This is a genomic window from Roseateles sp. FW305-36, from assembly GCF_058787015.1.
In genome coordinates, this window is the sequence record NZ_JBYSZK010000023.1 from 32,864 (window position 1) to 44,900 (window position 12,037).

General features: G+C 69.5%; 7 protein-coding genes. 2 read left to right on the plus strand and 5 right to left on the minus strand.

The genetic code is table 11. The features are described 5' to 3' along the window. Positions 1-2: 2 nt before the first annotated feature. Genes AC3WOE_RS28810 through AC3WOE_RS28830 form a run of 5 tightly spaced genes read right to left on the minus strand, consistent with a single transcriptional unit; the run spans position 3 to position 7,678 of the window. The gene (locus tag AC3WOE_RS28810) at positions 3-2,774 is read right to left on the minus strand and encodes a serine/threonine-protein kinase (RefSeq protein ID WP_492695633.1); all 2,772 of its coding nucleotides are present in this window, start codon (positions 2,772-2,774) and stop codon (positions 3-5) included. Beyond that, positions 2,774-3,358, minus strand: a complete 585-nt coding sequence (locus AC3WOE_RS28815) for an ECF-type sigma factor (protein ID WP_492695635.1) — start codon at positions 3,356-3,358, stop codon at positions 2,774-2,776. Before AC3WOE_RS28815 ends, AC3WOE_RS28810 begins: the two co-directional genes overlap by 1 nt. Before the next feature lies 1 nt (position 3,359). Then, positions 3,360-4,643 carry a tryptophan--tRNA ligase gene (locus tag AC3WOE_RS28820; protein ID WP_492695637.1) on the minus strand — a complete coding sequence of 428 codons (1,284 nt, stop codon included), beginning with the start codon at positions 4,641-4,643 and terminating at the stop codon, positions 3,360-3,362. Positions 4,644-4,677: 34 nt separating this feature from the next. Then, complete coding sequence (locus AC3WOE_RS28825) at positions 4,678-5,700, minus strand: LacI family DNA-binding transcriptional regulator (protein WP_492695639.1); 1,023 nt, start codon at positions 5,698-5,700, stop codon at positions 4,678-4,680. Positions 5,701-5,731: 31 nt separating this feature from the next. Continuing rightward, positions 5,732-7,678 carry a glycoside hydrolase family 3 protein gene (locus tag AC3WOE_RS28830; protein ID WP_492695641.1) on the minus strand — a complete coding sequence of 649 codons (1,947 nt, stop codon included), beginning with the start codon at positions 7,676-7,678 and terminating at the stop codon, positions 5,732-5,734. Positions 7,679-7,892: 214 nt separating this feature from the next. On the opposite strand from AC3WOE_RS28830, the gene AC3WOE_RS28835 reads away from it, so the two are divergent. Together AC3WOE_RS28835 and AC3WOE_RS28840 are read left to right on the plus strand one after the other, a co-directional pair. Further along, complete coding sequence (locus AC3WOE_RS28835) at positions 7,893-10,628, plus strand: TonB-dependent receptor (RefSeq protein WP_492695643.1); 2,736 nt, start codon at positions 7,893-7,895, stop codon at positions 10,626-10,628. Positions 10,629-10,688: 60 nt separating this feature from the next. Next, positions 10,689-12,035 (plus strand): GH1 family beta-glucosidase, encoded by a 1,347-nt coding sequence (locus AC3WOE_RS28840; RefSeq protein ID WP_492695645.1) that lies wholly within the window; start codon positions 10,689-10,691, stop codon positions 12,033-12,035. Positions 12,036-12,037 lie beyond the last annotated feature (2 nt).

Here is a 12,037-nt window from a genome sequence, read left to right on the forward strand (position 1 = left end):
GGTCAGAACTGGCCCTCCCAATGGCCGCTTGTCTTGCCGGCTTCCAGCTCGCGGCGCAGGGTGTCCAGGGGATGGCTGGCCAGCCAGGCCGGACGCAGCGCGTCGGCGCGGGCCAGGGCCTCGGCGACGGGCTGGCCGGCGCGGGCCAGGCTGAGGGCGAGGTCGAGCTGGGCCGTCCAGTGCGGCAGCGGCTCGGGCTGGGGCTGGCCGTCCAGATACTCGACGCGCTGGCGCAGGGCGGCGATGCTGGCGGGCAGGGCGCCGCGGGCGCGGTCCAGCTCGGCCTGCCACTGGGCGATGCGGGTGCGCAGCGCCGCGTGCTGCTCCAGCCAGGCTTGGGCCTGGCGGTCCTGCAGCGGCTGCAGGGCCAGGGCCGCCAGGTCGGGGCGGCGCAGGGCCAGGGCCGCGCGCACGACCTGGCCGCTGGCCTCCACCCAGTTGGGCCCGGTCAGCACCGGCGAGGGCTTGAGGGCTTCGGTCAGGCGCTGCACCTCGGCGACGCCACCCTGGGTCTGGCCGGCCAGCACGCGGGCGAGCAGGGCGGCGGCGTCCAGCGGCAGACGCAGCGTCGGGTGGTCGGCCGCGCGCACGCTGGCGGCCAGGGCGGCGTGCACGGGCAAGGCCTCGATCCACTGGCCGCGCTCGCCGAGCTGGCGGGCCAGCTCGCTGCGCACGCGCTGGGCGCTGACATTGCTCGGGCCGAGCAGGCTGTCGCAGTCGGCGACCAGCTGCTCGGCCGCCTCGATGCTGGCCTCGGGCCGGCCCAGCCGCGCCTGGGCGGTCCACAGGTGGCGGCGCAACTGCAGCGCGAAGCGCACCCGGTGCGCCGGCGGATGGGCGATGGCGTCGCCGACGTCCAGCATCAGCTGCTCGGCGTCGCGCAGCCGGCCCTGGGCCAGGCGCAGGTGGAAGACATAGGTGTTGAAGTATTGGGCGTCGAAATCGGTCGGCTTGAAGCGCTGCAGCACCAGCGGCCAGGCTTCGGCGCGCACGCGCTCGGCGTCGTCGGTGCGGCCGGCCTGGGCATAGGCGACGATGAGCTGGTAGAGCAGCTCCAGGCGGTCGTCGGTGTCAGCGCCCTGGCGTTCCATCGCGGCCAGCAGCGGCTCGCCGCGCGCGATGACGCCCAGCGGCGAGCTCAGCGACGTGTCCAGCCGCAGCCGCAGGCGCAGCGCGCGCAGGCTGGCGGGGTCGTCTTCGCCCCACAGCCCCTGCGTCAGTGCCACCAGCTCGTCGGCAAGGGGGATGGCGATGTCGAAGCGGTTCATGTCCGCATAGGTGTCGCCCATGACCTCGAGCACGCGGGCATGGGTGACCGGGTCGTCGGCGAAGCGCTTGGGCAGCTCGGCCCGGCTCTTCTCCAGCAGCTCCAGCACATTGGGAATATGGCCGCCGTGCTTGTCGGGGTTGGCGCTGCCGAGCAGTTCGGTCAGGAAGCGGGTCACGGCCTCGCTCTGGCGCGCCGCGGCCTGGGCCTCGCGGCGCTGCCACAGGCTGACGGCCAGGCCGGCGCTCAGGGCCGCGAACACCAGCGTGGCGCCGACGGCCAGGGCCGCATTGCGGCGCATCCACAGGTGGGCGCGGTGACGCCAGTCCTCGGCGCGCACGCTGACGGGGCGCTGGGCCAGCCAGTGCTCCAGATCGTCGATGAAGCTGCCGACGCTGGCATAGCGTTCGGCCGGGTTGCGCCGCATGGCCTTGGCGGCCACGGCCTCGAGGTCGCCCGCCGCGCGCTCGGCATCGTCGGGTCGGCCGGGGCCGGACTCGTGCTCGCCGCTGCCACCGCCACCGGTGCTTGTTGACGTCGTCGTGCGCGCAATGCGCCGTGGCGCCTGGCCGTGCAGCACTGCGTGCTCCAGCGCCGTGCGGCTGAGGCCGCGCCGGCCGAAGGGCAGTTCGCCGCTGGCCAGCTCGTAGAGCATGACGCCGAGGGAATAGATATCGCTCGCGACGCCAACCGTTTCGCCGGTGATCTGCTCCGGCGCGGCATAGGCGGGCGTGAGCCGCCGGCCGGTGATCTGCGTCAGCTGGTGGTCGGCCTGCTGGCCGGAGTCGTCGAGCAGGCCGGCGATGCCGAAGTCCAGAAGCTTCGTACACCCACTCTCGTCCAGCATCACATTGCTGGGCTTGAGGTCGCGATGCACGATGAGCTGGGCGTGGGCATGCTCGACGGCGCGGGCCACCTCGACGAGCAGCTTGACGCGCTCGGCCAGCGGCAGTTCGTGCTCGCGCACATGCCGCGACAGGGTCCGGCCAGCCACGTACTCCAGCACCAGATAGGCGCGGCCGTCCTGCTCGCCGGCGTCCAGCAGCCGGGCGATATTGGGATGGGTCAGGCGGCCGAGCAGGGCGCGTTCGCGGGCGAAGCGCGCCGCCAGGCCGGGGCTGGCGAGGTCGTCGCGCAGCAGCTTGATGGCGGCCTCGCCCTGGTAGAGGCCGTCGGCCCGCTCGGCGCGCCAGACCTGGCCCATGCCGCCTTCGCCCAGCAGCTCGGCCAGGCACCAGGCGCCGAGGCGGTCGCCGGCCTGGGGCGGCGGCAGCATGACGGGTTCGGCCAGGGCCTCGGCGAGGCGGGCGTTGAAGTCGGGTTGGCCGACCAGCACCGTCGCGTCGTCGTCGGGCAGGGAGGCCAGCATGCGCGCGAGGCGCTCGGCCAGCTCGCGCGGCTCCAGCGCGGCCAGCCGGCTCAGGCGCTCCGCGGCGGGCAGCTCGGCCAGTTCGTCGAACAACGCGGAAAGGCGCTGCCAGTCGTCGGCCTGCAGCCCGGAGTGCATCAGTAAGTCGTGTCGGGTTTGTCGCCGAGCAGTTCCTGGAGCAGGGCCCGGGCCTTCAGCAGCTCGCGGTTGATGCTGCGCGTGGACAGGTTGCGCAGCGTCGCCACCTCGGCGATGGACAGGCCGGCGAAGCCGATCATCTCGATGAGTTCGTAGAGGCCCTTGTCGAGCTGCTGCATGCGCGTCAGGGCCTGGTCCAGGCCGATCAGGTCGACGGCCTGGCTCTGCACGGCGGCCACGTCGCCGGCGGCCGACAGCGTGACCATCAGCGCGTCGCCACCGCGCTTGTCGCGGCCCTCGGTGCGCAGGTGGTCGATGACGACGGAGCGCAGCACGCGGCCGATGTAGGCGAAGAACTGGCCGCGCGTCTCGCCCTGCAGGCCCTGCTGGTCGGCCATGCGCAGGAATCCTTCGTGCACCAGGGCGGTGGTGTCCAGGCCGGCGGCCCGGCCATTGGGGCCGCACTGCGCCAGGCGGATGCGCGCCACCCGCTTGATCTCGGGATAGAGCAGGGCGTAGAGCTGCTGCAGCGCCGCGGGGTCGCCCTTGGAGGTGCCGATCAGCAGTTCGGTGACGTCGGCCACGTCAGTCTTCCTGGAAAGCGGCCAGGGCGGCCGCGATGTCGTCGACGCTGGCCTCGCGCTGCACGGGCGCGTCCGCCACCCAGCCTTCGCGCTTCAGCCGGGCGACCCACTGGCCGGCGTCGCGGCCCTGCTCGAAGGCGCTGCTCTGCAGCAGCAGATCGCCGCCGGCGGACAGCAGCTTGAAATAGAACTTGCCGTCGGCTTCGCGGTATTGCTTGAAGACCGGCTGGGCGGCTTTCTCGGCCTTGGCGACGGCCGTCGTCGCGGTGTCGGTATAGGGGCGCAGGCCGACGGCGGCGCGCAGCTGCTTCAGGAAGGGCACGGCGATGGCGCGGGCCTTGGCGGCGCCGGCCTGCAGGATGGCTTCGAGCTGCTCGGGCTGGGCCATCAGCTGGGCATAGCGCTCGCGCATCGGGCCGATCTGGCCTTCGATGAGGGCGACCAGCTGCTGCTTGGCCTCGCCCCAGCCCAGGCCGCCGCGCAGGGCGGCGCGGAAGGCGGCGCGCTGCTCGGTCGTCGCGAAAGCGTCGTAGATGGTGACCAGGGCCTGGCCCTGCGGGTCCTTGGGTTCGCCGGGCAGCTTGGAGTCGGTGACGATGCGCGCGACCGCGTCCTTCAGCGCCGCGCTGCCGCCTTCGAAGAGCGGGATGACGTTGTCATAGCTCTTGCTCATCTTGCGGCCGTCCAGGCCGGGCAGCAGTTCCATCTCGGCGTCGGTCACGGCCTCGGGCAGGGTGAACAGCTCCTTGCCCTGGCCGAACAGGTGGTTGAAGCGCTGGGCGACGTCGCGAGCCATCTCGATGTGCTGGACCTGGTCCTTGCCCACCGGCACCTGGTGGGCGTTGAACATCAGGATGTCGGCCGCCATCAGCACCGGGTAGCTGAACAGGCCCATGGTCACGTTGGCGTCGGGCTCCTCGCCGGCGGCCACGGCCGCGTCCACCGCGGCCTTGTAGGCATGGGCGCGATTCATCTGACCCTTGGCCGTCACGCAGTTCAGCAGCCAGGTCAGCTCGGGGATCTCGGGGATGTCGCTCTGGCGGTAGAGCGTCACGCGGTCGGTGTCCAGGCCGGCGGCGACCCAGGTGGCGGCGATGGCGCGGCTGGAGCGGGCGACCCGGTCGGGGTCGTCGCACTTGATCAGCGCGTGGAAGTCGGCCATGAAGAAAAAGCTCTCCACGCCGGGCTTGCGGCTGGCTTCAACGGCCGGGCGGATGGCGCCGACGTAATTGCCGAGATGCAGGGTGCCGGTCGTGGTGATGCCGGTCAGGACGCGGTGGGGCATGAGGCGAGGTGAAAGTTCACCCCGGATTGTGGCCTCAGCCGCGCTTGCGGGAAGGTGGGGCCGCCACCGAGGCGCGCCAGGTGACGGAGATGTCGAACTGGCGGGCCACCGGCAGCGCCATGCCATAGCAGCGGTTCAGCAGCCAGTTCAGGCCGGCCAGCGTCACTTCGTGGCTGGGAATGTGCACCGAGGTGAGGCGGGGCGCGGCGAATTCGGCGCTGGGAGAGTCGTCATAGCCCAGCACCGAAACCTCGTGGGGCACGGACACGCCGCGCTCCTGGAAGTGGGCGAGCAGGCCGATGGCCATCTCGTCGTTGGCGCAGAAGACGGCGGTGGGCAGGCGCTTTTGCTTCAGCAGCACCTCGGCGGCATCCCAGCCGGCCTGGTTGGAGAAGTCGCCCGGCACGGTGACGATCTTGGACGTGTCCAGCCCGCGCAGCGCCAGCTCGCCCATGAAGCCGTTCAGGCGCGCGACGTTGTCGGGCGAAGTCGTCGGGCCCGAGACGATGGCGATGTCCTTGTGCTTGTGCTGCAGCAGGGCGCGCGCCGCCTGCACACCGCCCTGCACATGGTCGGCCGTGAAGCACTGGTCCTTGATGCGGTCGAAGTGGCGGTTCAGCACGACGACCTGGCGCGCCGCCGGGCCCAGGGCCTTGAGGTCCTCGTCCTGCATGGCGTTGGACAGCACGATGAGGCCGTCGCAGTCGCGGTCCAGCAGGAAGCGCATGCCGTCGTTGGTCTCGACGCGCTCGTCCTCGATGCCTTCGCCGAAGGCCACCACCATGTGCAGGCCCTGGGTGCGCAGCACCGTGTCGATGACGCGCAGGATGGGCGTGTAGTAGGTGCCGCGCAGGAAGGGGATGTAGACGCCGATCAGCTTGGACGTGCCGGCACCGAGTGACCGTGCCGTCTGCGACGGGCGGAACTTCAGCTGGGCGATGACCTTGCGCACCCGTTCGGCCGTGGCCGGCGCGACGGAACCGTTTCCGCTGATGACGCGCGACGCGGTACCCACGCCCACGCCGGCCAGTCGCGCTACATCCTTGATCGTTGCCATTCACGCCCTGTTGTTGTCGCGGGCGATTGGATCACAGGGGGCAGATGGGCTGAGGGTCGGCCGGCTCCGGGAGAGGCTTGGTACTTACCTGGGTCTCCTTGCCGCTCAGGCCGCCGCCGACCGGCCACCAGGGCTGCTTCTCATGGGCGCTGAACTGGCAGGGGCCGGCCGGCCAGGGGAAGGACAGGCGGCCGCTGAAGCCTGCCCAGGCCTTGCCGTCGGCCGACGCGACCAGCACATCGGTCAAGCCGGCGCCCTCGGTGCCTGGCTGCCAGGCGGCGATGAAGGCGTCGCTCTTGTTGGCCAGGTCGTTCACATAGAGCGGACGTCCCGAATAGAGCAGCGTGATGACCGGCTTGCCGTGGCCGGCGACGCGCTGCAGGACTTCGGCGTCCTTGGGATGGCGACGGCTGTGGCGCAGGTTCTCGGTGATGCGCACATCGCCCTCGCCCTCGGCATAGGGCGTCTCGGCCAGCACGGCGATGACGGCGTCGAAGCTCTTCGGGTCGTTCTTGCTGCCGTCGGCGTCGAAGCTGACGTTGGCCACGCCCAGGCGCTGGCGCAGTGCCGCCAGCAGCGTCGTGCCCTGCGGGTAGTCGGCGTTGGTGGTGTCGCGACCCTGCCAGGTCACGCTCCAGCCGCCGGCCTGGTGGGCCAGGCTGTCGGCGGCGGCGCCGACGACGAGGACCTTGGCATTGGGCTTCAGCGGCAGCAGGCCGGGCTTGTTCTTCAGCAGCACCAGCGACTCGCGCACCGCGCGGCGTGCCAGCTCCGGCGCCTGCATGGCCTCCACCGTGGCCGGCACCTGCGTCGGCACCGACATGCTGAACTTCACGCGCAGGATGCGGCGCACCGCGTCGTCGATGCGGGCCATGGGGATGGCGCCCCGCTCGACGTCGCGCAGCGTGTTGGCGTAGAAGGCCTTCCACTTGAAGGGCACCATGACGACGTCGATGCCGGCATTGATGGCGGCGGGGCAATGCTCGGGCGTGCAGCCGGCCACCTGGCCGACGCCGTCCCAGTCGCTGACGATGAGACCGTCGAAGCCCAGTCTTTCCTTGAGCACGCTCGTCATCAGCGTGGCGTTGCCATGCATCTTGCCGTGCTCGACGTAGCCAGCGCTGTCGGTCCAGCTGCTGAAGGACGTCATGACGGTCAGCACGCCGGCATCCAGCGCGCCGAGATAGCCGGCGCCGTGGACGTTGGCGAGATCGCTGGGCGAGGCCTGCGTGACGCCTTGGTCGATGCCGCGGCGCGTGCCGCCGTCACCGATGTAATGCTTGGCCGTCGCCAGCACGCCGCGGCCGTCCTTCAGGCCTTCCTGCAGGCCCTCGACCGAGGCCTGGCCCAGGCGCTTGACCAGCGCCGGGTCGACGCTGAAGCTCTCATAGGTTCGGCCCCAGCGCACGTCCTGCACGACAGCCAGGGTCGGCGCGAACACCCAGTGCAGGCCCGAGGCGCGTACGGCGCGGGCGGTGGCGCGGCCGATGTCGCGCACCAGGTCGGCGTCGCGCGTCGCGCCGAGGGCGATGTTGTGCGGGAACAGGGTGGCGCCGCGCACATTGTTGTGGCCGTGGACGGCGTCGGTGCCCCAGATCAGCGGGATGCCCGGCGTGGCCTGCAGGGCCGCGGCCTGGAACTTCTCCGACAGCGCCCGCCATTGCGCCGGCGTGGCCGCACGGTCTTCGCCAGGCCAGGCGCCGCCGCCGTTCAGGATGGTGCCGATGGCGTACTCGCGCACCTCGTCCGGCGTGATGGCGCGGATCTCGGGCTGCACGATCTGGCCGAGCTTCTGGCGCAGATTCAGCCCCTTCAGCGCGGCCTCGACCCTGGCTTCCACGGCGGCATCGCGAACGGGCTTGCGGGCCGGCCAGGCCTGCACGATGGAATCGGTATCACTCGCGGCGCCCGCGGTGCCGGCAAGCAGGAGGGTGCAGGCGAGAAGAACGGGGCGAAGGGAAGAGGGTTTGCGCTGCATGTCATCGGTCGGTTGGGGCCGCGACGGTAGTGGGTGAAGCAAAAAAACGTCAACCCCCGGGCCGACGAGATTGACAGGCCCGACTGTGCCGCATTAGATTTGCGTCGCGTTTGGAACCGGTTCCAATTTTGACGCCGAGACTGCCGGAGAGCAGCGAGGTGTCACTCCAAAAAGGCCGGCCGAGCAGCGAACAAGTCGAACCAGGAGACCGAAGATGACCCAGCAAAGCCTGCGCGCCAAGGTGCGCACCCTCACGCCACAACGACCCTACCGCCTGACGCCCGTCGCCCTGTGCGTCGGGCTGCTTGGCGCGCCGGCCCTCGGCCTGGCGCAGACCGCGCCGGCCGGCGACCAGAAGCTCGAGACCGTCACCGTCACGGGCTTCCGCGCCAGCCTCGAGACCTCCATCAGCACCAAGCGCAATGCCGATGCCATCGTCGAGGCCATCTCGGCGGAAGACATCGGCAAGCTGCCCGATGTGTCCATCGCCGACGCCATCTCGCGCCTGCCCGGCCTGACGGCCCAGCGCGTGGCGGGCCGCTCGTCGGTCATCAGCATCCGCGGCATGGCGCCGACGTACGGCGTGACCCTGCTGAACGGCCGCGAGATCGTCTCCACCGGCGACAACCGCTCGGTGGAATACGACCAGTTCCCGTCCGAGCTGATCAATGCCGCCACGGTCTACAAGACGCCCGACGCCAGCCTGTCTGCGCAAGGCCTGTCCGGCACCATCAACATGAAGACGCTGCGCCCGCTGGACTTCTCGAAGTCGCAGATGGTGGTCGGCGCCCGCATGGAGCGCAATTCCAATGGCTCGCTGAATCCGGAGATCTCCGGCACCGGCAACCGCATCAGCGCCTCCTGGGTGACGCAGTCGGCCGACCGCAGCTTCGGCGCCGCCGTCGGCTTCGCCCACCTGGATTCGCCCAACCAGGAAAAGCATTACAAGAGCTGGTGGTGGGCCAACACCAACAACTGGGGTTCACCGCTGCCGGGTGCACCGCTGGATGCCGTGGCCCTGCAGGGCTTCGAGCTCGGCGCCGCCTCGTCGCGCCAGAAGCGTGATGGCCTGATGGGCGTGCTCGAGTACAAGCCCAACGCCGGCTTCCACAGCACGCTGGACCTCTACTACTCCAAGTTCGACCAGACCGAGGCGCGCCGCACGGTGATGTCGGACATGTCGACCTGGTCGGGCGCGGGCTGGACCAACGCGCAGACCAGCGACATCAACGGCGACAAGATCATCACCAGCGGCAACGTCGTCAACACGACGCCGGTGGCGCTGACGACCTACAACAAGCGCAAGGACGACATCCGCGCCATCGGCTGGAACAACGAGCTCAAGCTGGCAGACTGGAAGCTGGTGGGCGACCTCAGCATGTCCAAGGCCAAGCGCGACGAGCAGAACGGCGAAGTGCAGGCCGGCTCCAAGAACCGCGTCACGCTGAACAACGCCAACATCGTCACGGGCGATGGCCGTTCGACCTTCCAGCCCGATTTCGACTTCTCCGACCCCAGCAAGGTCTACCTGACCGACCCGGCCAACTGGGGGCGTGACGGCCGCAGCCAGTTCCCCAAGGTGCGCGACGAGATCAAGGCCCTGAAGCTGAGCGCCGGCCGCAACTTCGACAGCTGGCTCAACAGCGTCGAGGCCGGGGTGGACTACTCGCAGCGCGACAAGTCCATGAACCGCACCGAGGTCTACTACAACCTCAAGAACAACCGCACGCCGGTGCTGATCCCGTCCAACCTGCTGCGCGAGCCGACCGACCTGAGCTTTGCAGGCAGCAATATCCGCATGGTCAATTTCGACCTGCCCAGCGTGCTCAGCCTCTACGACGCCGTGCCGGCCTCGGCCGACCAGGCGCCCGGCCGGGTCTGGGCCGTGCACGAGAAGGTGACGGCGGCCTACGGCAAGCTGGGCATGGAGTTCGACTGGGGCGTGCCCATCCACGGCAGCCTGGGCCTGCGCGTCGTGCACGCACAGCAGTCCAGCAACGGCCTGCTGTGGAATCCCAAGACCAGCGCCAGCGACCCGACGAGCGGCGGCACCAGCTACACCGACACCCTGCCCAGCATCAACCTGTCGGCCGAGCTGACCCAGAACACCATCCTGCGCTTCGGCCTGGCCAAGGTGCTGGCACGCCCGAACATGGAAGACATGCGCGCCGGCTTCTCGGGCATCAACGTCAGCAGCACCGACCGCACCTGGTCGGCCAGCGGCGGCAACGCCAACCTGGAACCCTGGCGCGCCGACGCGGCGGACCTGTCCGTCGAGCACTACTTCAGCAAGCGCAGCTATGTGGCGGCGGCGGCCTTCCACAAGAACATCAAGAACTTCGTCTACTCGCAGAGCATCCCCTTCGACTTCACCGGCTTCCCCAACCCGACGACCTACACGCCGATCAGCAACATCGGCCTGCTGAGCACCAAGGCCAACGGCCACGGCGGCATGGTGGCGGGCACGGAGCTGAGCGGCTCGCTGGACGCGGGCCTGGTGAGCCCCTCGCTGGACGGCATCGGCGTGACGATGAGCTACTCCAAAACGCGCAGTTCCCTGCATGAGGACAACAACCTCAACAACCCGCTGGATGGCCTGTCGGGCGTGGCGACCAACTTCGTCGTCTACTACGAGCGCGACGGCATCTCCGCCCGCATCGGCAGCCGTCATCGTTCGGCTTTCGTGACGACGGTGCGCGGCACCTTCGGCGAGAACGTGCCCAGCATGATCGCGGCCGAGACCATCCTGGATGCCCAGGTCGGCTACGCCTTCGAGTCCGGCGCCTTCAAGGGCCTGTCGCTGACGCTTCAGGTGAACAATCTGCGTGATCGACCCTACCGGACTCGCGTCGGCATCTCCACGGGCGCCAAGGACCCGAATGCCACGCTGCCGGAGCGCTACACGTCCTACGGCCGCCAGTTCCTGCTCGGCGGCACCTACAAGTTCTGATCGATCTCTAGTTCCCTGACCCCGCGCCGGCCCCCGTGGCCGGCGCCCTCACTCCGAAGCATGAGCTCCAACAACGCCCCGACCCGCAAAGACTTCCCCGCCGACTTCCGTTGGGGCGTTTCCACTTCCTCCTTCCAGATCGAAGGCGCCGGCCAGGAGGACGGCAAGGGCGAATCGATCTGGGATCGCTTCTGCCAGCAGCCCGGCCGCATCCGTGACGGCAGCAACGGCAATGTCGCCTGCGACCACTACCACCTCTGGCCGCAAGACCTGGACATGGCCAAGGGCCTGGGCGTCAACGCCTACCGCTTCTCCATCGCCTGGCCGCGCATCCTCCCCACGGGACGTGGTGCCGTGAACGAAGCCGGCCTGGCCTTCTACGACCGTCTGGTGGACGGCATGCTGGAGCGCGGCCTCGACCCCTGGTGCACGCTCTACCACTGGGACCTGCCCCAGGCCCTGCAGGAGCAGGGCGGCTGGACCTCGCGCGAGACCGTCACCGCCTTCCTCGAATACACCGACATCGTCACCCGCCGCCTGGGCGATCGCGTCAAGCACTGGATCACCCACAACGAACCCTGGTGCTCCTGCATGATGGGCTACTGGGAAAACATCCACGCGCCCGGCGGCAGCAGCTTCGCCGATGCGCTGCAGGCCAACCACCATGTGCTGCTGTCGCATGGCCAGGCTATTTCCGTCATCCGCAAGAACGCGGCCGATGCCAAGGTCGGCATCACGCTGAGCCTGCACCCCATCACGGCGGCTTCCAACAGCGCCGAAGACCTCGCCGCGCTGAAGCGCCATGACGGCCTGCGCAACCGCTGGTTCCTCGACCCGCTGTTCGGCCGCGGCTACCCGGCCGACACGCTGGAGCTGGTCGGCGACGCCGCGCCCAAGGTCGTCGAAGGCGACCTGCAGGCCATCGCGACGGCGACCGACTTCCTCGGCGTGAACTACTACTTCCCCGAGATGGTCAAGGACGACGCGCAAGGCGGCCCGATGCGCGCCAGCCTGGTCGAGAAGGAAGGCGTCGAGCGCACCGGCTTCGGCTGGGAGGTCTCGCCGCAAGGCCTGGTGGACCTGCTGACCCGCCTCCAGCGCGACTACAACCCGCCCGTCATCCAGCTGACCGAGAACGGTTCCACTTTCGAGGACGTGCTGACGCCCGAGGGCCGCGTCCACGACAAGGAGCGCCTGTCCTATCTGCAGCGCCACCTGGCGGCCTTGAAGCAGGCCATCGCTGCCGGCGTGCCGGTCAAGGGCTACTTCGCCTGGAGCCTGCTGGACAACTTCGAATGGGCCGAGGGCTATCTGCGCCGCTTCGGCATCGCCTATGTGGACTACGCCTCCCAGAAGCGCATCCTGAAGGACAGCGGCCTCTGGTACGGCCAGTTTCTGAACAAATAATT

Excerpts from the sequence above, each read along its gene's own strand:
- AC3WOE_RS28810 (WP_492695633.1), bottom strand. The coding sequence starts at position 2,774 with ATGCACTCCGGGCTGCAGGCCGACGACTGGCAGCGCCTTTCCGCGTTG.
- AC3WOE_RS28820 (WP_492695637.1), bottom strand. The coding sequence starts at position 4,643 with ATGCCCCACCGCGTCCTGACCGGCATCACCACGACCGGCACCCTGCAT.
- AC3WOE_RS28825 (WP_492695639.1), bottom strand. The coding sequence starts at position 5,700 with ATGGCAACGATCAAGGATGTAGCGCGACTGGCCGGCGTGGGCGTGGGT.
- AC3WOE_RS28830 (WP_492695641.1), bottom strand. The coding sequence starts at position 7,678 with ATGCAGCGCAAACCCTCTTCCCTTCGCCCCGTTCTTCTCGCCTGCACC.
- AC3WOE_RS28835 (WP_492695643.1), top strand. The coding sequence starts at position 7,893 with ATGACCCAGCAAAGCCTGCGCGCCAAGGTGCGCACCCTCACGCCACAA.
- AC3WOE_RS28840 (WP_492695645.1), top strand. The coding sequence starts at position 10,689 with ATGAGCTCCAACAACGCCCCGACCCGCAAAGACTTCCCCGCCGACTTC.